Source organism: Pedobacter steynii (assembly GCF_900103665.1).
In the GTDB taxonomy this organism is placed as follows: domain Bacteria; phylum Bacteroidota; class Bacteroidia; order Sphingobacteriales; family Sphingobacteriaceae; genus Pedobacter; species Pedobacter steynii.
The window spans coordinates 125,333-149,507 of the sequence record NZ_FNGY01000005.1; the positions used below are offsets into that span (position 1 = coordinate 125,333).

Below are 24,175 nucleotides of genomic sequence, written 5' to 3' on the forward strand. Positions count from 1 at the left end.
TTGTAATGATAAAAACCAGTAACCTAAACGAAGCTATTGTAAAAGTAATTAGAAAAATGCAGACACTAGCTGTGATTTCTATCCTGATTTGTCCAAATGTTTTAGCTCAAAAAAAGCCTCCCGTTTCGTTTCCTACACCTAACGCAGCAAGTTTGGGAACATATGGACAGATTCCTGTTAATTATTTTAATGGACTTGCATCTGTTTCTATTCCAATTCATACTATTGATGACAAGGGGATTTCTATTCCTATAGAACTATCTTATCAGGCGCTCGGTGTAAGAACTGATAACCATCCGGGTTGGGTTGGCCTTAACTGGAATTTAACTGCTGGGGGGATGATTACCCGGATTGCAAATGGGGACGCTGATGAAATTATCGTATCTACGGCTGATGCAGCGAATCCGAATACAAAGTCTTATTTATTCAATTATGGCTTATTAAGTGATGATAACAATTGGTCTACTGCATCTGTTTTAGGTCCTATTATCCAGAATTATGTTACATTTCCTCCATCGGATTTAAGTGCGTCACCATCGCCTGATGAATTCGTTTTTAATTTTAATGGACTTTCCGGCAGTTTTTTTCTTGATCATCAAGGGCAGTGGAAGGTTAGATCTTCAAATGCAAAAGGAACGAAGATTTCAATGACAACTAATTCCTTTGATTTGGAAGGTAGTCAAGGATTCCAATCTATACCTCTTGCCAGAATTATAGATAAAATAGAGTTGACTACTCCCGACGGAGTTGTATATGTTTTTGGCGGAACAGCTGAGTCAATCGAGTTTAGCAGAAATGAGGGCCGTAGAGACGAGACATATAATTCTGTAACAGCAACCTCCTGGATGCTTACTAAAGTTATCCCACAAAGCGGGACAGAAACAATTCTTAATTATGAAAGGGGTGGATACACTATAATCAGTTCCGATTCCTGGAGTAGCTATTATTATGCAAATTATGGAAATCATTCTTCTTCAACAGGTTCACCAAAAATAGTACATACGTTATTGAATCCTGTTTATCTGAAAGAAATTGTTACACCAGGCCAGACCGTTACTTTTACAAGGTCTCAAACAAATGAACTCGCTCATCGGGATAGTTCACCATTCTATTTTAATAATCCCGGAGCGCCACCTACTTTCTATCAGGATATCGGTAATGAGGGGTCGAAATGGTATAAGTTAATCAATATCAGTGTAAAGGATAATTTTACAGAAAAATTGATCAAACAATTTGATTTTACTTATAAGGATCAGTTAGATAGTCGCCTGATGTTGACTTCTGTTCAAGAGAAAGATGCTACCCGCATAAAAAGTAAGAATCCATATGAATTTTATTACTATGACAGCGAGTATTTTGATTTACCTGGCTACGCTTCCATGAAAACCGATCATTGGGGCTTTTTTAATAACTATAATTATTTTGATCATGTCGACAACAGTAAGATAAGTCCGGCTGACATTAACGCTTACACAACCTCAAGAGATGCGAATGCCGAATTCTTGTTGGAAGGAACACTTTCTCATGTATTCTACCCAACAGGAGGACAAACAGAGTTCGTTTACGAACCAAATGATTATTCATCCATTATTAATTCATATGATACAACGCCAAATTTTAGTTTAACCAGTCTTGGGTTTGGTCAAAAAAAGATCGCCGGAGGCTTACGTATTAAAAAAATTATCTCCAAGACTGGAGATGCTATTCCAAACATCCGAGAATTTTCTTACGTGAAATCTTCAGCTTCTTTTCCAACCACATCATCTGGAATACTGGGAGGAAAGCCCACTTATTTTGAACAGCTTTATCCTGTATCAAGTATGTGCGTTGGTAATGCGGGGCTTAATGTGCCGTGTGCCGGTGCTACAGGAAGTTATTGGCTCTTTAGTAACAGAACTGCATTCCCCTTAAGTTTTACCAATGGAAATCATGTAACCTATTCAGAGATAAAAGAGAAATTCCCCGATGGAAGTTATAAAATCTATAACTATTCTAATCATGATAGTATCCTTTATCGAAATACAGCAATTATTAATTCGGGATATTATCATATGGCATCATTTACGAATATCAAGACTACTGATATGAGTTATGTAAGGGGCAAACTTTTAACTGAAAGATCCTATACATCTGTGAATAAATTGCTGAGTACCAATGCTTATGAGTATAATAAAAATCCTGATCGTTTTAACGATCATGTCAGAGTTGTTGATATCACTGCAACCTCAGCGAATGAACCTATAGGTGCTCAAATACATGCTTATAAGAAGTTTTTATTTGAACCATATATTATAAAAACAACTGTGACCAACTATAATCAGAATGACAATAGTTCCTTGAGTTCTGTAAAAACGTTTGAGTATAATGACCTCACGAATCTTTTGAAAAATGAAGTTTTAGAGAAAAGCGATGGGAAAGAGTTAAAAACAATTTATAAGTATCCCTCAGATAAATCAAGTTTAAGTAATACATTTTCCAGTTCTGACCTTTTGGTGATAGACGAGATGGTCGGTAAGAACATGATCTCTTCTGTTTTGGAAGTTGAAACCTATGTCAATTCCACGTTTCTAAAAAGAGAAAGTACAATATATAAAAAGCATACTTTCGGAGGAAATCATCTCTTTTTACCAGAAATACTTAAATCAAGATATGCAGGTGTCAATTTAGATAATTTGGATGCCCAGTATCACAAATATGACAACGAAGGTAATGTCCTTACTTACTCCAGCAACAATTCCTCAAAAACTTCTTTTGCATGGGGTTACAATCAACAATATCCAATAGCAAAAGTGTTGAACTCTGAATATAATGAATTCTTCTATGAAGGATTTGAAGGTCGTCTTTCCGGTTCTGTAGGTGAAGCACATACAGGCGAAAAGAGGCATTTAGGTAGTTATACGGTCCCTTTTGTAAGACCAAATACAAAATCTTATGTGTTGGCCTATTGGGAATATATTGGAACTAAATGGAAATATCAGTTGGAGGATTATACAATTGATAATAAGGTGATTAGTTCAGTCGGCCCAATTGATGACGTGTCTGTTTATCCTAAGGATGCTTTATTTTCATCATATACTTATAAGCCTTTGATTGGTATGAGCTCTGAAACAAATCCATCAGGAAGTACTAAGTTTTATGCTTTTAATTCGCTTGCACAATTATCAGATATAAAAGATAACTCGAAGAATATTATAGCGAATTATAATTATAATTATGCAAATACTGCAGGAAATTGGCAGAATACCGCGAATACCATATGTGAAACTGTGAACGATCTGGAATATAATAATTATCTGGGAACTACGGGGAACAAATTACAAGAACAAATAGACAATAACCCTTTTAGTTTTACTTACAATAAGACCAGATTTGTTGTATCTGATTTTAACCAAAATGCTTGTCCTCCATCTTACTATTTTGTGTATTCAACTGATCCTTCTCTAACCTCTGTTAGCATAAGTGCGAAACGTTCTTATAGCGATAATACAAGCAAAACAATGAGATTCAAGATAAGATATGATTCGATCAGTAACGGGCAGCAAGTTGAGCAATATGTTAATATACCAATCACTGGGACTACGGGAAGTACAAGCTTACAGGTTCAGGCAGGTAGTTATATTGAGGTTGAACATATAGAAACATATTAATTTTATAACCCCTGCTGATCAGCAGGGGTTATAATCTATTCATTTTAAAAATGGAATATCCAGAGCCCGGGTAAACGGGCTTTTGTTAATTGGGGAGTTATTGATGTAGCTTGCTTAACAAATAATATTTACTTAACAGCCTGTTAATCCTTGTGTTGCACCTTTGCATCATAAACTTAAACTGTTATCCCTATGCAGGAGTTGTTTTTGATAATATGCTTAATTGTATTGGTTGCATTCTTTTTCAGTCCTTACGAACTGACAATGGAGGAAGATGATGTCTAAAAGAGAAGTGGATATTGCCGTAATTTCAGATGTTCATCTTGGAACTTATGGCTGCCACGCAAAAGAATTACTAAAATACCTGAAGAGCATTAAACCAAAGATGCTCGTGCTCAATGGCGATATCATCGACATCTGGCAATTCAGCAAACGGTACTGGCCGGAAACCCACATGAAGGTGGTTCGCAAGCTCATGAAATTTGTAGTAGAAGGAGTGCCGGTGTATTACCTGACGGGGAATCATGATGAATTGCTGCGGAAATTTGCAGACATGCACATGGGTGCTTTTCACCTTCAGAATAAGCTGGTGATTGAACTGGACGGTAAGAAAGCCTGGTTTTTTCATGGGGACATCTTTGATGTAACGATGCAACATTCCAAATGGCTGGCCAAACTAGGTGCCGTAGGTTATGATACCCTGATCCTGATCAACAGCTTGGTAAATTGGTGCCTGGAGCTGGTAGGCAGGGATAAAATGAGTTTTTCCAAAAAGATCAAAGCCGCATTTAAAGACGCGGTTAAGTTTATCAATAAGTTCGAATCTACGGCCGCAGAACTGGCAGTAGAGAACGGTTATCAATATGTGATCTGTGGCCATATCCACCAGCCCGAAATGAGAACGGTAACAACAGAAGAAGGTTCGGTGTTGTATTTAAACAGCGGAGATTGGGTAGAAAACCTGACCGCATTGGAATACAGTGATAAGGCATGGAAGATTTTCAAATACGATCATAAGGATTTTGAAAAAGATGAAGTGGAAGAAGGCGAGCTCTCCGATAGTGAAGACCTTCACAGTAAGCTCGATATCAATGCCTTGCTTCAAAAGATTAAATTAGAAATTGTCTAGCGCATAAAAATTGTAGATATTCGGTGCGAATGAAAATACTATACGCTATTCAGGGTACAGGGAACGGACATATTAGCCGGGCAAGGGAAATCGTTCCCTTATTGCAGCAGTATGGAGAAGTTGATTTATTGGTCAGCGGTACACAGGCTGATGTGAAATTGGTTCAGGAAGTGAAATATCAACTCCATGGATTCAGCTTCGTCTTCGGTAAAAAAGGTGGTGTAGATCACTATGCGACCTGGAAGACGATGAACCTTCCGCGTTTTATGAAAGACATGAAGACCATCCCGCTGAGGGATTACAATTTGATTCTGAATGATTTTGAACCTGTAACCGCCTGGGCCTGTAGAACACAAGGCATAGAAAGTGTTGGATTAAGTCATCAGGCCTCTTTTCAGTCGCGAAAAGTGCCGAAGCCTAAAAGTATTGACTGGGCGCAGCTGGTGATGAAATATTATGCTCCGGCAAGTCATTATGTCGGTTTTCATTTTGAACGTTATGATGATTTTATCTATACCCCGGTAATCCGTGCGGAGATTCGCAATATGGTGGTCAGCAATCTGGGCCATTATTCCGTATACCTTCCGGCAATAGACGATAAGTTTTTAGTTCCGATCCTGAAACAGGTTCCGCAGGTGAGATGGGAAGTCTTCTCTAAACATACCAAAATCAGTTATACAGATGGAAATGTTGCCGTGAGTCCGGTAAATAATGAACTCTTCAATAAAAGCCTGGCTTCCTGCGAAGGTTTGTTTACCGGAGGAGGCTTTGAAGGACCAGCAGAAGCCTTATTTCTGGGAAAGAAGCTGCTCGTTGCGCCGATGAAATTTCAGTATGAACAGCAATGTAATGCTTTCGCATTAAAGAAATTCGGTTTGCCGGTGATCTGGGGAAGTAACAGAAATTGGTTGCCAATCATAAAAAACTGGGTAAATAATCCTCAGGAGCATCAGTTTCATTTTCCGGACGAAACAGCCGCTGTAATTGATAAAGTAGTAAAGGATTTTGCCAGATAATTTGCTTTACTTTGCCTTAGTATACAGGCATGATCAATCAATTTAGAAATTTAAACCCTATAAACCTGCTCCTGTTATTCGCATATACTTTTTTTATGCGCATGGCTATATTTGCAGATCCTCCGGCACAGCTGAACTTTGAGTTTCTGGAACCCTATACCAAGTTTTTTATCCAGATTCCGGTTCAAAATACCTTTTCTCCTATTGGGAATGCTTTTTTTGCCGCGATCATCATCTATGTTCAGGCGATTTTGTTCAATAGGGTGGTCAACAATCACGGTTTATTGAATAAGCCCGGGTTCCTGCCTGCACTGTTGTATGTCACTGCAGCTGGTTTATTTATGCCTTTTCTTGTCTTAAGTCCTACGCTGATCTGTAATTTCCTGCTGATCTGGATCATGGATAAGTTCCTGAAGGTGGGCAAATCTCCGAATGCATTGATGATCATGTTTGATATTGGGATGATCATTGCAATCGGTACCCTGATCTATTTTCCATTTATTGTGATGCTCGTGATGATCTGGTTCACGCTGTTGCTTTACCGCTCTTTTAACGGAAGGGAATGGATGGCTGGCCTGGTTGGCTTTTTAACGATCTTCTTTTTTGTATGGGTTTTTTATTATTGGAATGATAACCTTTCCATGTTTTATAAGATTTGGTTGCCACTGGCGAATAAATTTCCTTCGGTCTTTAAAATCAATTATAACGATTACCTGGTACTCGTTCCGGTACTGGTGATGATGGTGCTTGCCATGATCCAGCTGAGAGAGAATTTCTTCCGCAGTTTTATCAGTACGAGAAAGGCTTTTCAGATGCTGTTTATCATGTTTCTGGTGGCCATTATAAGTGTGTATACCAAGCCTGATTTCAGCCTTTATCACTTCCTTTTGTGCGTGCCTCCTGGCTCGGTTTTATTGGCTTATTATTTCTCAAATGCCAGAAAACGATGGTTTTACGAAAGTTTGTTCCTGATTTTAGTTTTCGCTATTCAGTACTTTTTGTTTGTTTAACTTTTTTTAACAATTTGGAACCTTATTCTTTGCTAAAGATTAATAGCTTTGTGACATGAAGTTTGTTTATGTATTAGAACACGCCCTGAGTGCATAATCTGGTAATAGATATTGGAAATACGAACCCTAAAATTGCTGTTTTTAAAGACAGAACAATGGTTCATGCTCAGGTTCTGAAGCAAATTACACCGGATGCAATACTGGATTTAATTAAACAATACCAGATCAGCTGCTCCACAATATCCAGTGTAGGTCCTGAATTAGAAGAAGTAATCGGTGTTTTGAAAGCCAATACCACTTACATTTCTTTTTCAACCGGGAGCAATATTGGGGTAAAAAACAACTATAAAACACCGTCCACGCTGGGATTAGACCGCTGGGCGAAAGTTATTGCAGCCCATTATTATTACCCTGCGAAAAACTGTTTTATTGTCGATGCCGGAACCTGCATTGTCTACGACCTGCTAAATGCCCAAAGTGAATATTTTGGAGGAAGCATAAGCTTGGGAATAGAAATGCGTTTTAAAGCATTAAATCATTATACGGGGCGTTTGCCTTTGGTAGACTGGGATAGGGAAGAAGGAGAGATCCCCGAGGGGACAGATACAATTACCGCCATTCAAAATGGTGTTTTACAAGGAGTAATTAATGAAGTTGAAGGGTTTATCACCCAACAAAATAATAAAAATAACGACCTGACGGTATTGATAACAGGGGGTAGCGCGACATTTTTGCTGAAACAATTAAAAAACAGCATCTTTGCGCCTCAAATTACTCACGATCCGTATTTGGTATTAAAAGGATTAAATGAAGTCATTGCATTTGAATATGTACAAAAAAATTAATTATATAGCAGCCGTATTGGCCTTGTTTACCGGCATTACTGCCCAGGCACAGGTTACTTCTCAATCTCCATATTCTCAGTTTGGACTTGGAAATGTCAAACCGTTGGTCCTTCCACAATTGAAGGCTATGGGAAGCATCTCTACCGGTGTTTATAAGCCAAGTGGATATAGCAATATCAACATGCAAAATCCGGCCTCTTATTCTGGAATTAACCTGACTACGGTGGATATAGGAATGTCGGGATCTTTCACGACACTGAAACAGGGAAGCCTGTCGGAGCAAAGCTTTAATGCTTCATTGAGTCATATTGCACTTGCTTTCCCAATCAAGAATGGTAAATCCGGAATTAGTTTTGGTTTAATGCCGTATACTCAGGTCGGGTATGAATATACAAAAACAGGAAAGGTCGATACGAGCAATTCGACAAGTATTTATACCGGAGAAGGTGGTTTGTCTAAAGCTTATCTGGGTTTTGGTCAGCAAATTGGTGATCATTTCAGGATCGGTGGAAACGTGGAATACATCTTCGGAAACCTGCAAAAAAGCAGTTCTATCGAGCTGGATAGAATCGCTTCAAAATATTCCAGAGAAACAGATAAAAATAGTATTGGTGGTGTGAGTTTCTCTTATGGTGCTCAATATGAGATTCCATTGGGAGCTAAGAAGAGAATTACGCTTGGATATTCAGGCTCGGCCAGTTCTTCTCTCAACTCTACAAGAACTTATCTTGCCAGTCAGTATATTAAGGACGCATCCGGTGCTGAAGGTGGTGTCATAGATACGCTTTCTTCCATACCAGGTAAAGAAACGAAATTAAAATTGCCATTGACACATAGCTTTGGATTTACCATTCAAAGGGACAATAAATGGATGTTCGGTGCTGATTATAGAATGGGTGGCTGGAAAAAATTAGCCATTGATGGTGTAAATCAGGGATTACAGGATAGCTGGGGTGTTTCTGCCGGCGGACAGTATACTCCGGACATTACTTCTATCGGGAGCTACTTTAAGCGTGTAGACTACCGTTTGGGTTTCATGTACGACAAGACTTATATCCAGACTGCAGGTCAGGACATCAAACAACAGGCAATTACTTTTGGACTGGGTTTACCTTTGGCATCCAACAGGTATTCGGTTTACAAACTGAACTTCACCACGGAGATCGGACAAAGAGGAACATTAACGAACAGCCTGGTTAAAGAGAATTACATCAATTTCCATATCGGCTTTACGCTTAACGATACCTGGTTTATTAAGAACAAACTTTATTAATGAGCTCCGGGTTTAGACCCGGAACCATTTTTTTAATATCATCATCATGAAATCCCGGGCAACAACATTATTTGGAATCGCGATACTTTGCTTATTCCAGCTCTGTTTAAGCTCCTGTGGAGATGATGACCTGAAAAAAGCAGCCCCGCTTTCTGCGAAGGATAAGCTCATTCTGAACAGGGACCGGACCATTGGAGTCGAGATCATCTATAGTGATTCGGCACTGGTAAAAGCAAAAGCTACGGCCCCGATACTGGATAAAATTACACCTAAAAGTGGTGCGATTTATCAGGAGATGCCTGAGGGGGTAAAAATCAATTTTCTGAATGAAAAACAAGCGGTCAAGGGATCGGTAACTTCCGACTATGCGATTCAGCGGGAATCGGAAAAACTGGTGATCTTTAAACGGAATGTCATCGTGGTCAATGAAGGGCTTACCTTCAATACAGAAGAGCTGACCTGGGACCAGAATAAACGGATGTTTTTTGCTCCAAGCGGAGTGGTGACGAAACCAGACGGGACCATGGTTAACGCAAATAATTTCAGTGCAACGGAAGATTTCAGCGTTTTTAAGTTCGAGCAGGGATTTGGAGAGACTTATCTGGACAAAAAATTCGGGGAATAATCCGGGGATTCAAAAGGTCATATTTCCTTAATTTTTAAATACTTAATCAAAAACAATTTAATATTTTCTTTTTTTCGCAAAAGTTGTATCTTGCGCCCTCTTAAAAAAGATTTATAAATAAGAATATTATGGGATTAATGACATTTTTGCGGAATCGCGCAGGGTACATTTTGATCGGTGCCATCGGTTTTGCAATTGTTGCATTTTTGGTTGGTGATGCAATTAACGTAGGTAAGCCTTTCTGGGCCGAATCTCAAAAGGTTGTCGGATCAATTGATGGTGAAGAAATTAGCATTGATACTTTTGGTCCTAAAGTAGACCAGAGTTTAGCTCAGTTTAAACAGCAATATGGTGGCTCAGGAAATGCCCAGATGCAAGCCATGGCTGTAGACAATGTTTGGAACGGTGAAGTGGCCGGAGTTCTTTTAGGTAAAGAATACAGCCGCTTAGGTTTGAACGTTTCCAGTGATGAATTGTTCGACCTGATGCAGGGTCAGAATCCTAGTCCGCTGATCGTTCAGTATTTTGGTAACCCTCAGACTGGTCAGTTGAACCGCGCTGATGTGATTACTTCCCTGAAACAAAGGGCAAAAAATCCACAGTTAAACCAACAGTGGGCTTTATTGGAAACTGAAATCACTAAACAGGCTTTACAACAAAAATATGCCAACCTGGTTCGTAACTCTTTATACGTAACTACGCTGGAAGCAAATGACGAATATCAGAACCGTAACAAACTGGCAAACTTCAAATATGTAAGCCTTGATTACGCTTCGATTCCTGATGCAAATGTAAAACCAACTGAATCGGATTATTCTGATTATTATAATGCCAACAAAAAACGTTTTGAGAACCCTGCAGAAACACGTTCATTCGAATATGTAGCTTTCAGCGTTAGCCCAACGGCAGCAGATTCTGCTGCAGTGAAAACTCAGGTAGATAAATTGGCTGCTGACTTCAGAACTGCACCTAGTGATTCTTTGTTTGCTGCTTTAAACTCTGATGTTAAAGTTCCTTACACGTATATGAGCAAGGGTAAATTAGATCCGGCTGTTGATTCTGTAGTTTTTAATCTTCCTGCAGGCAGCTATTACGGTCCTAAATTCTCTGGTAACTCTTATAAATTGGTTAAAGTAATCGATACCCGTTTTTCTCCTGACTCTGTTAAAGCAAGTCATATCCTGATTGACCCTACCAAATTAGGTGGCGTTGATAAGGCTAAAAAACTGGCAGATTCACTAAGAACATTGGTTCAGGGTGGTGCGAGCTTCGCAACATTGGCTAAACAATATAGCGTTGACGGATCAAAAGACAAAGGTGGTGACCTTGGTACTTTTAGCCGTGGACAAATGGTTCCTGAATTTGAAACTGCTGCTTTCGACGGTAAAGCCGGAGATCTTAAAGTAGTGACTTCACAATTTGGTGTTCACCTGATTAAAATCGAAAAACAAGTCGGTTCTTCTAAAGTAGCTAAACTGGCTTACATAGAGAAAAGCCTTGCTGCAAGTAGCAAAACTAAAGATGCTGCTTACAAAAAAGCAAGCAACTTCTTAAGCGAGGTTAAAGACAATAACTTTACTGAACTGGCTCAGAAAAATAAATACACTGTAGGTGTTGCTGATAAAGTAACGGGATCACAAGGTTTTGCTCCTGGATTGGATAACCCACGTCAGCTGATCCGTGATGCTTATGCAGCAGATAAAGGTGATGTGCTGAAGGAAATCTATCAAATGGAGAACTCATTCGTAGTTGCCCGTGTAACTGGTATTAACCCTAAAGGTCCATTGTCATTGGAAGCAGTGAAAAAAGACATCGAACCAATGGTTCGTAATGCAGTGAAAGCAAAACAGCTGACAGAAAAAATTAATGCTGCTTTACAAGGCGCAGGAAATATCGATCAGGTAGCTCAGAAATTAGGAAAACCGGTAGCACCAGTTCAGAACATGGTATTTGCTAACCCAATTATCCCGGGTGCAGCGCAGGAAAATAAATTGGTAGGAACTGTTTTCGGTTCTCAGCCAGGTAAACTTTCTAAGCCTGTAGATGGCGAGCGTGGTGTGTATGTATTTACTGTTGATGGATTCGGTAACCCGGCTCCTCTGGCAAATACTTACAAACAAAAAGAATCAATGATGCAGGCAGCTGCTCAGCGTTCTTTAGGATCGGCATTCCAGGCTTTACAGGATAAAGCCAAGATAAAAGACAATAGGGTGAAATTCTATTAATCTTATTTTACGTAATTTTGTAACCGGAAGTAGTATTGCTTCCGGTTTTTTTATTTTAATTACCATGGACATTCAGGAGAACTTCGTTAATAAAGTAGCTGCAAGTGGCTTGATCACGTTAAATCTGGAAGAATACTATCATACCGGAGAAAGGGTTGTGTATGACATCAAGGATAACCTTTTTCATGGATTGATGCTGCGGGAGAAAGATTTCCGGGAGTTTATAAAAGCGCACGACTGGGCGGCTTACACCGGTAAAAATATAGCCATCATCTGTAGTGCCGATGCGATTGTACCGACCTGGGCTTACATGCTGCTGGCCAATAAATTAAAACCTTATGCAAATGAGGTGGTTTTTGGTAGCTTAGAGACGCTGGAATCAGTGCTTTTTGCTAAAGCATTGGCAAAGATCGACCTGAATACATTTGCCGGAGAAAGAGTCGTGATCAAAGGATGTGCAGATATTGAAGTACCGGTTTCTGCTTATGTGGAAATAACAGGGCTGTTGACACCGGTCGTAAAAAGCATTATGTACGGTGAGCCTTGCTCTACCGTCCCGATTTTTAAGCGAAAGGATTAAGTTTGGATTGTTTTTTGTTTTAACCCTGATATGAAGAAATCATTATTGATCATCACTATTGCATTACTAAGTTTCAGGGGATTGGCCCAGGAGCTTCCTTTTGTTAAAGAACCCGTTTTTCAGGCTGGAGAGGTGCTTAAATATAAATTAAGATATGGCTTCATCACTGCGGCGGAAGGAACATTGAAGGTCATGGATTCTGACCTTAAATTTGATGGAAAACCTACTTTCAGGTTATCCGTTGATGCGGCGACTTCCGGAACATTTGATATTTTTTATAAAATCAGGGATCATTACGATTCTTATATTGATAAAGTGAATCTTAAGCCTTATTTCTATCAGGAGAATATCCGCGAAGGAAGTTACCGAAGAGAAGACAAAGCAAGGTTTTCTCAGGGAGAGCAAAAAGTAGTGGCGACAAAAGGCACGTTTAAAACACCAAACAGCCAGACTTTTGATTTGGTATCCACTTATTATTTTGCCAGAAGTCTGGACATTTCCAAAATGAATATCGGAGATGAGGTGAAAGTGAATTACTTCCTTGGAGATGAGATCAATCAGTTGGAAATACAGTTTGTAGGCCGGGAAACGGTAAAAACAAAATTAGGAAAAATCAAATGTCTGAAATTTAGCCCTTCTATTAAGCCTGGGCGAATTTTTAAGAAAGACAGTAAATTATATCTCTGGATTACTGATGATGGCAACAGGGTGCCTGTAAAGGCCCAGGTGGAAATCTTAGTAGGTGCAGTGACGATGGAAATTAAATCAGCTGATGGGTTAAAGTATCCTTTGGCAATAGTAAAATAAAGAAAATGATAGAAGTACAGAATACACTCGTACATGAGGACCTGATTAGCGAAAGCTTTGTGTGTAACCTGAACAAGTGTAAAGGCATTTGCTGTGTGGAGGGAGATGCAGGAGCACCATTGGATGTAGCAGAAACAGCAATCCTGAGAGATATTTATCCAAAAATCCAGCACCTGCTGGAAGAAAAGGGGATCAAAGCAATCAAAGAGCAGGGGACTTCTGTGGTAGATGCAGATGGCGACCTGACTACTCCTTGTGTGGATGGGAATAAGGAATGTGCCTATGTGACCTTTGAAAATGGAATTACAAAATGTGGAATAGAGAAAGGATATGAACTTGGATTGGTAGAATGGCAAAAGCCGATCTCCTGCCATTTGTATCCGATCAGAGTAACACAGTATCCGGAGTTTGAAGTTTTAAATTACGACAGATGGCATATCTGTCATGATGCCTGTACTTTTGGTAGAGAATTAAAAGTGCCTGTTTATCAGTTCCTGAAAGGGCCACTCATCAGAAAGTATGGCGCAGAATGGTATGCAGAGCTGGAAAATAGCGTGTCCTTAAAAAAGGAAGAACAATAGATCGATACAAACCAAACCTTATATAAATTGAAAGGAATAATTTTAGCAGGGGGAAGCGGTACAAGATTGCACCCATTAACCCTAGTAATGAGCAAGCAAATGATGCCTGTGTACGACAAGCCGATGATTTATTATCCGCTGTCGACCTTAATGCTGGCAGGAATCAGGGAAATTCTGATCATTTCTACCCCACATGACCTCCCTAATTTTAAGAAACTCTTAGGAGATGGAAAGGCTTTGGGTTGTGAGTTTTCTTATGCGGAACAGGCGGTTCCGAATGGACTGGCCCAGGCTTTTGTGATTGGTGCTGATTTTATTGGTGACGATAAAGTCGCGCTGGTATTGGGCGATAATATTTTCTATGGTGATGGAATGGCGAGGCTGTTGCAAGCGAGTTCTGATCCGGATGGAGGTGTTGTTTTCGCTTATCGTGTTTCTGATCCTGAACGCTATGGTGTCGTAGAATTTGATGAAAATAACAAAGCGGTATCTATCGAAGAAAAACCGGTAGCACCTAAGTCAGATTATGCGGTTCCGGGGCTTTATTTTTATGATAACAGTGTCGTGGAGATTGCTAAAAACATTAAACCTTCCCCACGTGGAGAGTATGAGATCACAGATGTGAATAAGGTTTACCTGGAGCAAGGGAAATTGAAAGTTGGGGTGTTGAGCAGGGGAACAGCCTGGTTAGATACCGGAACTTTTGCTTCGTTAATGCAGGCAGGTCAGTTTGTACAGGTAATTGAAGAACGTCAGGGATTGAAAATCGGATGTATTGAAGAAGTGGCTTACCGGATGGGCTTTATTGATAAAGAACAGCTTAAAGCAGTGGCAACGCCGTTGGTAAAAAGTGGATATGGCGCTTATCTGTTGAAGATAGTGAAGTAATTATTATTGCTTATTTTTTAATATATTTTATCTTTTTGTATTAAATGCAGTATTTTGTGTTAATGTAAAAATGTTATATAAATATATGAAAAAAATTCTTGCTATAGGTATTCTGGTGTTTGTCTCTTTTTATGGTTTTTCCCAGTCTTCTGCTGATCAGAATGGATGGCGAACATCAGTTACGAATACTTTATTTGCTAATGGGACAGCGGCGATGCGGTATGAAATTGCTACCGTAGGTTACAACTCCTTCCATTGGCAAAGTGGAGGATTGATTATGATCGAATTGTTTCATCAAAACTTTGCAACAGGCTATGAAAAATATGTTCTTGAAAACGGATATAGCCAGGGAGCTAATCATGGAAGCCCAAAGGTGAGATTGGTAGAGCGATACGGTGTACAGCATACGGCTAAGATAGGAATAGGTACACCATATGATCTTAGTACTTCTCATGGAGGGTATGTAAATAAAGGATTACCGGTTTATCTGGATGTACAGTTTTATTCGGGTTATAAAGTGAAAATCACTTATCTTCAGAATAAAGTAGAGGAGGTTTCTACCCTGGATCAGATTAAGGTAAATGTAGCTCCTGCGGGAACTCCGATTGAAGCTTTTGTTGTTCCTGAGCACCTGGATGTGGACCTGAGTTCATCCCGTTTGTTAACGGTTGTGGGTGATGGAAATCATTATATTGCAAATGGTAATGTCGGTATTGGGACAACTACTCCGGACTCTAAATTATCAGTTAAAGGGAATATCAGGGCAAAAGAGATAAAAGTTGAAAATGCAAATTGGCCGGATTACGTATTTAAGAAATCTTATCCATTATCAACGCTTCAGGAAACCGAAAAATATATTGAAGAACATGGGCACCTGCCTGGAATTCCTTCTGCTGAACAAGTGAAAGCTAATGGTGTTAATTTGGGGGAAGTCAATAGCAAACTTTTAGAAAAGATTGAAGAGCTGACTTTACATTTAATAAGACAACAAAAAGAAATAGACCTTTTGAAGGCGAATCAAAAAAGATAAACGGTAACAAAAAAAGCTCTGGTATTTATTATAATCGCCAGGGCTTTTTTATTGCTTAAATCCTTTTTAGGCTATCTTCCAATAATTCAGTTGGTGCGTAGCCGAATTGCTTTTTAAAAATAAAAGAGAAATGGGATAAGTTTTCAAAGCCGACTTCAAAGATGATTTCGGTTGGCTTTTTGTGGTGTTCACTAATCATGTAATGTGCGAGTTCCAAGCGCCTTTGGGTAAGCCATTTTTGGGGTGTTGTGTTATAGCTCTTCTTAAAATCCCGCTTAAAGGTGGTGATACTTCTGCCCGTGAGGTATCCAAATTTCTCCATGGTCATATTGAACATATAGTTCTTTTCCATAAAGCTGGTCAGGTCAACTTTCCCCGGTTCTTCAAAGTTTCCCAATACACTGTCAATTTCAGGATCAATAGCCCTCAGGATGCTGATTGCCTCCTTAATTTTTAAAGCGGCTATGTTTTCGGGAAGTTCCTGCATCTCAAAATAAGGTATTAATGAGGTAAGACAACTTTCGAGCAGGGGATGGCTGTTGAAGCTTCGGATTTTTGGAATGGGGGTAATGCTGGTGGTGATGTCGATATCTGCATAAAAATTACGAAGTGTTTTTGCTGATAATAACATCACTACGGTTTTGTGTGGCAAGCCGTCTTTTGGAAAATTGATGACCGTAGCGGGCTGATTCCTTGGGATCAAAAAAATATCTCCTGTTTTAAAATGATGACTTTCTTCTGCCTGAATTATTTTTGTTTCGCCGGAGATAAACCAGATCAACATATGGTGGTCAAATATAACATCCGACTTGAAAAGCTTGTCCTCATAGGAGGAAAGCTTAATATCAGGAGTAATGTATTTTGAAGTGTGCTCCATATGCGCTGGGTGGTGATTTATTAAATTGAAAATACAACAAAAATTGCCTTTGTTGTATTCGTTGTCCAAAATTGGATTTCTTTCGGGTAAGCTGATGTGGAAATTGTTATTGAGTATGGAAGGTAAGTCCGGTCATTTCTTCACTTAATGTCCACAACCTTTTAGCACTATCCTCATCCAGCGCATAGGGTTGTACGCCACGTAATGTGGAAGGCTCATTGTATTTGTGTTCAATTGCTCCAGTGTCCAGGGCTGCAATGTCCGAGTCTTCGCAGTATACTCCACCAATGGTGTTGAGCAAAGGACTTACAGCACACCAAACTGTCGTAGCTGCACCTTGTGGAATTGTTTTTAATTTACTGGCCACTTCCTTTTTAATGATTCCATCGGCATCATAAGTCCCCATCTTCTGGAAGAGTGCTATGGGTTCTTCTCTGCCAAGATCAGTGCCATAAACGGAACCTGGGTGTAAAGAGTATGCCCGGATGTTGAATTCCTGACCGCGATTGTCCAGTTCAAGGGCAAATAGGTTGCTTGCCGTTTTTGATTGGCCATAGCCGAGCAGGGTGTCATATTCACGGTGCTCAAAGTTAGGGTCTTCAAAATTGAACGCGGACATTTGATGACCGAAGGAGGAAACGTTGATTACTCTGGCTCCATTTGCGTTTTTGAGCGCAGGCCATAGCTTTGCTGCAAGTTGAAACTGTCCGAGATGGTTGGTGGCTAATTGTGATTCTATGCCCCGGCTGTCTCTGCGCAATGGCACCCACATAATACCTGCGTTATTGATGAGCAAGTGAAGCGGCCTGCCTGACGCCAGGAACTTTTCTGCAAAGGCATCAATGGAATCCGGATTGATCAGGTCCATTCTTTCCAGTTCTACGTTGGGTATTCCCTGGAGGTTTTTCTTTGCTTTTTCCATATCCCTTGCAGGGACAATCACCGTTGCACCCGCCGCTGCGAGGATTTTGGTTGTTTCCAGGCCGATACCGGCGTTTCCACCGGTTACGATTACAATTTTTCCGGCGAGATTGATCCCTCTGATCACCTCAGCCGCTGTTGATGTGGCGTCAAATCCTGAACCAATTGGTTGCTGTAAGACGCCTTGATAGTTGTTCTTTTTCATGTCAGTATTATTTTGCTGACACAAAAGTAGATGGGATTTAAGTATTCAACTTTGTTTTAAAGACCTATTTTGCTTTGTTTTAAGGACCGGTCTTTTTGCATTATTGAGGTAACAATCTTATGCCTGCCAAAATCACTTAATCATTTGACAAATTCAGAAAACTTTATACCCTTCAATTTCCTTTCTTTGAATTAGCCGCTTTTAATTAAATTGAATACGTCTTAAAAGAACCACCTAAATCCAAATAGAATTGACGATGAAACATAAATCAGGCATCCTGCTGTTCATGCTCCTGCTTTGGAGCAGTTTTAGTTTTTCACAACATGATCCTAAAGCTTTAAAAGCCTGGCAGGATCAGAAGTATACAATGTTTATCCATTATGGTATCTATTCCGTATTGGGTGGCGTCTGGGAAGGAAAACCGGTAAGTAAAGGATTAAGTGAGCAAATTCAGGCCCATGCAGGGATCTATAGCGATACTTATGCTAAAGTCGCTAAAAGGTTTAATCCTGAAAAATGGAATCCGGATTCTATTGTCTCTCTGGCAAAAAAAGCAGGGATGCGATCTATTGTGATCACTTCTAAACACCATGATGGCTTTTGCATGTTTAAAACGAATACCACAGATTTTAATGTAGTAGATGCGACGCCCTATAAAAGAGATGTCTTAAAGGAGCTTTCTGAGGCTTGCAAACTTGGGGGATTGCGTTTCGGGTTGTACTTTTCATTGATCGATTGGCATTATCCCCAGGCTTCACCGATTTCGAGCAGCAACTCGGATTACATTACTCCGGAGCATGTGGAATACAATAAAAAACAGATTACAGAATTGTTGAGTAATTATGGTCCGGTATCGGAGCTTTGGTTTGATATGGGCTCCCAGAGTGCAACGGAAAGTAGAGAATTAAGAGATTTGGTTCACCGCCTTCAGCCCGACTGTATGATCGGCAGCAGGATTGGAAATGACATGGGCGATTTTAATGTGATGGGGGATAACCAGGAACCGGATTATACGATTGGCGTGCCATGGCAGTCTCCTGCGTCTTTCTTTGATGAAACCTGGAGCTATCGCTCCTGGCAGAATCGCGGAAGCGAAGAAGAGAAAACAAGAGAAAAGCTAACCAGCCTGATTCGTGTAGTAAGCAGGGGTGGAAACTTTCTTTTGAATATTGGCCCTAAGGGAGATGGAAGCGTGGTAGATTTTGAAAAAGATGTGCTGTTGAAAATAGGAAAATGGCTCAATAAAAACGGGGAAGCTATCTATGGTGCTGATCCCGATCCTTTCCATGTCTCCTTTAAATGGGGCAGCTTAACGAGCAAAACCAACAAGATTTTTTTACATCTAATGGAAAATCCTGAAAATGGACAGATTACCTTACCGGAACTTCAGGGAAAGATTAAAAGTATAACTGTTCTTGGAGAAGCAAAACAAAAAGTTGTTTTCTCGCAAGATCAGTCGGGAGTAAAGATTACCGTTCCGGCAGGTCTTGACATCAATAAAGAATTTAAAGTAATTGCCATCACCTTTGTGAATGGATATCAGGTTCCGCCTGCAAATATTGTAGCACTAAACAAGGAGGAAATCGTACTTAATTCCCATAATGCTTTTAAGCATTACAGCAATTCCGGAATTGACTACAATACCAGATACCAAAGTACTGTTAAAGAATCCTGGACCTTACAAGCCCTGGAAACCGGAAAGTATATCCCGGGAATCTATTATTCAGATCAGGAAAAAGGGAAGACGATCGATCTGGAGCTAAATGGAAAGGTTTCTGCAGTTTCTTTCTCTGATGGGAGCGTAGAAGAGCTGCCAAAGTCCGGAGCAATTGGCTGGGGAGCAATCTATCTTTCCGGACCATCAGGAGCCGGTATTGATGGATTTCCTGGTGATATCCATAACGTAAATCCTAAGCAAGGGTGGGGACGGAATACAGACCAGATCTGGACAAAGAAAACGGAATGGAAAAATAATGAGCAGTATACCTTAGCTGCGGAAACAGAGACTGCCGTCTATCTGATGCAGGAAATCAATTCTGAAGCAGATCAGTCTTATCTGGCCGGAATAACGAGCACTGATGGTGTCATTGTAACGCTTAACGGGGAAATCCTCGCTAAACATAACAATCCTTTTAAAGAAGCCAAATTGAATGATGTGATCTTGCTGCCTTTGAAAAAGGGTAAGAACCAATTGCTGGTTAAATTTTATAATGGCTATAAAAAAGACATCACCCTGGGAATCAACAATAATTTAAAACAGCAGGTTTACTATAAAGAGTTGCCGGAGCTGAATATGGAAAAGGGAAAATATTATCCTTTTAGCTGGCAGCTGCATCGTCCTTTATCTCCGCATACTACACTGGGATTGTCAAATGTTGCCCTTAAATTGCATAGAAAGTAGCCAAAATCATTTAATGATATGATAAAATCATAAAATAAAATGTAACATAATTCGCGTCCTTTGGATAACCAAAAAATTAAACCAATGACTAAAAATAAATACCTTTTTCCATTCATCATGATCACGTCCCTATTTTTTATGTGGGGTTTCGTGCACAATCTTGATCCAATCCTTATTCCTCACCTGAAGAAGTCGTTCAGCCTTTCTACATTGCAGGCTTCACTGGTAGACTCCGCAGTATTTATTGCTTACTTCCTGATGGCGTTACCTGCAGGATTTATCATGAAAAAGTATGGATACAAAACAGGTATCATCATTGGTTTGCTGTTATTTGCAATAGGGTCTTTTTTATTCATCCCTGCGGCAAATACACAACTATATTTTTTCTTCCTGATTGCACTTTTTATCATTGCCTGCGGACTGACGATTCTGGAAACTGCAGCAAACCCATATGCCTCTTTACTGGGGCCAGCGGAAACCTCAACTTTTCGTCTGAATTTTGCACAGTCATTTAACGGGCTGGCGGCAACGCTTGCGCCAATTATCGGAGCGAAGATCATCCTGACAAAAGGATATTCGGATACGGAGTTGAGTGCGATGACTGAGTCTGCAAAACAGGTGGCTTTGGCTTCTGAAGCTTCTAGCGTGAAAATGCCTTATCTGATTCTGGGCAGTATCATTTTGGTGATTGCGATCATCTTCGCTTTCTTAAAGCTTCCGGAGATTAAAGAAACAGAACAAAAAGAAGGAGAGAAAACGGGGATCTTTCATGCCCTGGCACACCGTCACCTGAGCTGGGCTGTTGCGGCACAGTTTTTCTATGTGGGTGCACAGGTTTGTGTATTCAGTTTCTTCATCCTATATGCAACCAAAGCGGCGGGAATAGATGAGCAGCAGGCGGCAAAATATGCAGGATATGGAATGGGAATGGCTTTCATGGTGGGCAGGTTTTTCGGAACCTTCCTGATGAAGTTCATCAGCGCAGGAAAGCTCTTGTCTGTCTATGCTTTTATTAATGTCATTTTATGTATCGTAGCCATAACATCGAGCGGAACAATTGCGTTGTATGCAGTAATAGGCATTGCCTTTTTTATGTCGATCATGTTCCCAACGATCTTTTCTTTGGGAATTAAAGACCTTGGTAAGGATACTAAATTTGGAAGTAGTTTAATCATTATGTCTATCGTTGGTGGCGCCATATTACCTCCGGTAATGGGATATATCAGCGATTTGACACACAATATTCAAGCGGGATATATTGTCCCTTTAATCTGTTTTGTAGTGGTATTCCTGTTTGGCATAAAAGGCCATAAGGTGAATGAAATTAAAAGTTATGAGTAAGCAATATTATTTAACGCTTGATTTGAAAGCGGATGATCAGCTGATCGCAGAATATGAGGAAATGCATCAGGCGGTTTGGCCGGAGATTATAGACAGCATCAAATCCTCAGGAATCCTGAATATGGAGATCTACAGAACAGGTAACCGCCTGTTCATGATCATGGTGGTGAGTGATGATTTTAGTTTCGAGCAGAAAGCAGCAATGGATGCCGGAAATGAAAAAGTACAGGAATGGGAAACATTAATGTGGAAATATCAACAGGCAGTACCGGGAGCTAAGCCTGGTGAGAAATGGATGATGATGGATAAAATATTTCAATTATAAAGGGTAATGTCAGCAAGCACTAAAAGTAGTTTTTTACAAATCCATCCGGATGATAATGTTCTGGTAGCCTTACAGGATTTACCTAAAGGACAGGTCATCGAATGGAACAATTCACAGATCATCTTACAGGATGATATCCGTGCAAAACATAAATTCTTTATCACAGACCTGAAGGTAGACGACGAGGTATTGATGTATGGGGTACTGGTTGGAAAAGCCACTACGCCGATTCTTAAAGGAGGTCTGATGACCACCGAGAACATCTATCATGCTTCGCAGGATTATAGTTTCAGGGATGTAAATTATCAATGGCAAAAACCAGATGTTTCGGCCTGGACAAACCGTACTTTCAATGGTTATCATCGCAAAGACGGCAGGGTGGGAACGGCTAATTACTGGTTGTTTGTGCCTACAGTATTTTGCGAAAACAGAAACCTGGATGTGATCAAAGAATCTTTGTACCATACGCTGGGTTATGCGGTAACGGATAAATACAGGTCATTTACAGATCAGTTGTTAACCGCCTTTAATGAGGGAGAAAACATTGATTCCTTCCAGCTGGATAGCCTTTCTGCAATCCAGCCTGCGAAAAACAGGGCGTTTAAAAACGTGGATGGGATCAAATTTTTGAACCATCAGGGTGGCTGTGGTGGCACAAGGCAAGACTCAGCTTTGCTGAGTAACCTGCTAGCTGCTTATGCAGATCATCCCAATGTGGCCGGAATCACAGTATTAAGTCTGGGTTGTCAGCATTTGCAGACTCAAGACCTGCTGAATGATGTAAAGAAAAGAAATCCTGCATTCGATAAAAACATCTTAATTTTTGAGCAGCAGCAAAGCCAGAGTGAAGAACAGTTGATTAAAGAAGCTATTCTTAGAACCTTTGTAGGGCTAACAGAAATTAACAAAATAGAACGTGCCCCGGCGCCACTGAGCGAATTGTGTGTAGGGGTGAAATGTGGTGGAAGTGATGGTTTTAGCGGAATCTCTGCCAACCCTTCGGTAGGTTATACTTCCGATCTGCTGGTGGCTTTGGGTGCTAAGGTCTTGCTGGCCGAGTTTCCGGAATTGTGCGGGGCAGAGCAGAATATCATCGACAGGTGTGTGGATAAACCCACAGCCGATAAATTTATCCGCCTGATGCAGGAATACGATGCGCAGGCACATGCAGTAGGCTCAGGTTTTCATATGAACCCTTCGCCGGGAAATATTAAGGATGGCCTGATTACAGACGCGATCAAAAGTACCGGAGCAGCAAAAAAAGCAGGAACGTCACCAGTAGTGGATGTTTTGGATTATACGGAACCGGTAACAAAACCAGGATTAAGTCTGGTATGCACACCCGGAAATGATGTAGAAGCAACGACAGGGAAAGCAGCAAGTGGTGCAACCCTTATTTTGTTTACCACGGGTCTGGGAACCCCAACAGGAAACCCGGTATGTCCGGTAATCAAGGTGGCTACCAATACGCAACTGGCGACAAGGATGAGTGACATCATTGATATCGATACGGGTGCCATCATCCGCGGAGAAAAAACAATTGAAGAGATGGGAATAGAAATTCTGGAATATTGTATCAAAGCTGCCAGCGGAGAAATTACTCCAAAAGCAGTATTGCTCAACCAGGATGATTTTATCCCATGGAAAAGAGGCGTTTCATTATAGCAAGAAAATATGTTCAGTTTAAAAGGAAAATCAGCAATTATTACAGGTGGAGGTAGTGGAATAGGTAAAGCCATTTCTATGCTTTTTGCGAAGCAAGGCGCAAAAGTGCACATCATTGAATTGAATGCCGATGCGGCACAACAAACGGTAACTGAGATCGAAGCCGCGGGTGGTGTTGCTGCTGCTTATGGTTGCGATGTGAGCAATCAGGAAGCAGTAGTAAATACTTTCAGTCAGATCGGAGAAATTGATATCTTAGTAAATAATGCGGGCATTGCCCATATCGGTAAAGCAGATACGACGAGCGAGGAAGACTTCACAAAAGTATTCAACGTGAATGTAAAAGGAGCTTATAACTGTTTATATGCCGGAATTCCGGCTTTAAAGAAAAGTGGATCAGGAGTGATCTTAAACATGGCTTCGATAGCGGCTGTAGTAGGGATCACAGATCGTTTTGCCTATTCGATGAGTAAAGGGGCGATCTTTGCAATGACACTCTCTGTGGCGCGGGATTACATGGCTGATGGCATCCGTTGCAACAGCATTTCTCCGGCAAGGGTACATACGCCTTTCGTAGATGGCTTTATTGCTAAAAATTATGCCGGACAGGAAGCGGAGATCTTTGAGAAATTATCGAAAAGTCAGCCTGTAGGACGCATGGGGAAACCCGAAGAAGTGGCCTCACTGGCACTATACCTGTGTTCGGAAGAAGCAGGGTTTATTACCGGAAATGATTATCCCCTTGATGGAGGATTTATTAAATTAAATAATTAAAAACACAAGA

At 40.4% G+C, this 24,175-nt stretch carries 20 protein-coding genes; 18 read left to right on the forward strand and 2 right to left on the reverse strand.

The window, feature by feature from the left end; all coding sequences use genetic code 11:
* Positions 1-5: 5 nt before the first annotated feature.
* The 13 genes from BLQ87_RS14955 (at position 6) to BLQ87_RS15015 (ending at position 15,656) form a co-directional block, all read left to right on the forward strand.
* Positions 6-3,647 carry a hypothetical protein gene (locus BLQ87_RS14955; RefSeq protein ID WP_074608182.1) on the forward strand — a complete coding sequence of 1,214 codons (3,642 nt, stop codon included), beginning with the start codon at positions 6-8 and terminating at the stop codon, positions 3,645-3,647.
* Positions 3,648-3,924: 277 nt separating this feature from the next.
* Entirely contained in the window at positions 3,925-4,776 is an 852-nt protein-coding gene (locus tag BLQ87_RS14960) for a UDP-2,3-diacylglucosamine diphosphatase (RefSeq protein ID WP_074608185.1), read from the forward strand.
* Positions 4,777-4,805: 29 nt separating this feature from the next.
* The gene (locus BLQ87_RS14965; RefSeq protein ID WP_074608187.1) at positions 4,806-5,792 is read left to right on the forward strand and encodes a glycosyltransferase family protein; all 987 of its coding nucleotides are present in this window, start codon (positions 4,806-4,808) and stop codon (positions 5,790-5,792) included.
* A 101-nt stretch (positions 5,793-5,893) separates the two neighbouring features.
* Positions 5,894-6,802 carry a DUF6427 family protein gene (locus BLQ87_RS14970; RefSeq protein ID WP_245723861.1) on the forward strand — a complete coding sequence of 303 codons (909 nt, stop codon included), beginning with the start codon at positions 5,894-5,896 and terminating at the stop codon, positions 6,800-6,802.
* 89 nt (positions 6,803-6,891) lie between these two features.
* A complete protein-coding gene (locus BLQ87_RS14975; RefSeq protein WP_074608192.1) occupies positions 6,892-7,647 on the forward strand; it encodes a type III pantothenate kinase in 756 nt (251 codons plus the stop codon).
* Positions 7,610-8,920 (forward strand): BamG family beta-barrel-assembly machinery protein, encoded by a 1,311-nt coding sequence (locus BLQ87_RS14980; protein ID WP_074608194.1) that lies wholly within the window; start codon positions 7,610-7,612, stop codon positions 8,918-8,920. The genes BLQ87_RS14975 and BLQ87_RS14980 overlap by 38 nt, the downstream gene beginning before the upstream one ends.
* A gap of 46 nt (positions 8,921-8,966) precedes the next feature.
* Positions 8,967-9,545: a hypothetical protein gene (locus tag BLQ87_RS14985; RefSeq protein WP_074608197.1), complete on the forward strand. Its 579-nt coding sequence runs from the start codon at positions 8,967-8,969 to the stop codon at positions 9,543-9,545.
* Between the two features lie 128 nt (positions 9,546-9,673).
* Positions 9,674-11,770, forward strand: a complete 2,097-nt coding sequence (locus BLQ87_RS14990) for a peptidylprolyl isomerase (RefSeq protein ID WP_074608199.1) — start codon at positions 9,674-9,676, stop codon at positions 11,768-11,770.
* 64 nt (positions 11,771-11,834) lie between these two features.
* The gene (locus BLQ87_RS14995; protein ID WP_074608201.1) at positions 11,835-12,350 is read left to right on the forward strand and encodes a DUF2480 family protein; all 516 of its coding nucleotides are present in this window, start codon (positions 11,835-11,837) and stop codon (positions 12,348-12,350) included.
* A gap of 30 nt (positions 12,351-12,380) precedes the next feature.
* The gene (locus BLQ87_RS15000) at positions 12,381-13,157 is read left to right on the forward strand and encodes a DUF3108 domain-containing protein (RefSeq protein WP_074608203.1); all 777 of its coding nucleotides are present in this window, start codon (positions 12,381-12,383) and stop codon (positions 13,155-13,157) included.
* 5 nt (positions 13,158-13,162) lie between these two features.
* Positions 13,163-13,738 carry a DUF3109 family protein gene (locus BLQ87_RS15005; RefSeq protein ID WP_074608206.1) on the forward strand — a complete coding sequence of 192 codons (576 nt, stop codon included), beginning with the start codon at positions 13,163-13,165 and terminating at the stop codon, positions 13,736-13,738.
* Between the two features lie 27 nt (positions 13,739-13,765).
* Positions 13,766-14,626, forward strand: coding sequence for a glucose-1-phosphate thymidylyltransferase RfbA (gene rfbA, locus BLQ87_RS15010; protein WP_074608208.1), 861 nt, complete (start codon positions 13,766-13,768; stop codon positions 14,624-14,626).
* An 85-nt stretch (positions 14,627-14,711) separates the two neighbouring features.
* A complete protein-coding gene (locus BLQ87_RS15015) occupies positions 14,712-15,656 on the forward strand; it encodes a hypothetical protein (protein ID WP_143010455.1) in 945 nt (314 codons plus the stop codon).
* A 55-nt stretch (positions 15,657-15,711) separates the two neighbouring features.
* Here BLQ87_RS15015 and BLQ87_RS15020 read toward each other — a convergent pair whose 3' ends face one another.
* Both BLQ87_RS15020 and BLQ87_RS15025 read right to left on the reverse strand, forming a co-directional pair.
* On the reverse strand, positions 15,712-16,533 hold the full coding sequence (locus BLQ87_RS15020) for a helix-turn-helix domain-containing protein (RefSeq protein ID WP_074608214.1): 822 nt from the start codon (positions 16,531-16,533) through the stop codon (positions 15,712-15,714).
* 106 nt (positions 16,534-16,639) lie between these two features.
* Positions 16,640-17,659, reverse strand: coding sequence for an SDR family NAD(P)-dependent oxidoreductase (locus BLQ87_RS15025; RefSeq protein ID WP_074608216.1), 1,020 nt, complete (start codon positions 17,657-17,659; stop codon positions 16,640-16,642).
* Between the two features lie 256 nt (positions 17,660-17,915).
* Between BLQ87_RS15025 and BLQ87_RS15030 the strand changes: the two genes are divergently transcribed.
* From BLQ87_RS15030 to BLQ87_RS15050, 5 genes are all read left to right on the forward strand, one after another.
* Positions 17,916-20,060 carry an alpha-L-fucosidase gene (locus tag BLQ87_RS15030; protein ID WP_083361891.1) on the forward strand — a complete coding sequence of 715 codons (2,145 nt, stop codon included), beginning with the start codon at positions 17,916-17,918 and terminating at the stop codon, positions 20,058-20,060.
* Between the two features lie 84 nt (positions 20,061-20,144).
* Positions 20,145-21,401, forward strand: a complete 1,257-nt coding sequence (gene fucP / locus BLQ87_RS15035) for an L-fucose:H+ symporter permease (protein WP_074608219.1) — start codon at positions 20,145-20,147, stop codon at positions 21,399-21,401.
* Positions 21,394-21,726 carry an L-rhamnose mutarotase gene (locus tag BLQ87_RS15040; protein WP_074608955.1) on the forward strand — a complete coding sequence of 111 codons (333 nt, stop codon included), beginning with the start codon at positions 21,394-21,396 and terminating at the stop codon, positions 21,724-21,726. The genes fucP and BLQ87_RS15040 overlap by 8 nt, the downstream gene beginning before the upstream one ends.
* A 6-nt stretch (positions 21,727-21,732) precedes the next feature.
* Entirely contained in the window at positions 21,733-23,391 is a 1,659-nt protein-coding gene (locus BLQ87_RS15045; RefSeq protein ID WP_074608221.1) for a UxaA family hydrolase, read from the forward strand.
* Positions 23,392-23,400: 9 nt separating this feature from the next.
* A complete protein-coding gene (locus BLQ87_RS15050) occupies positions 23,401-24,165 on the forward strand; it encodes an SDR family NAD(P)-dependent oxidoreductase (protein WP_074608223.1) in 765 nt (254 codons plus the stop codon).
* Positions 24,166-24,175: the final 10 nt, after the last annotated feature.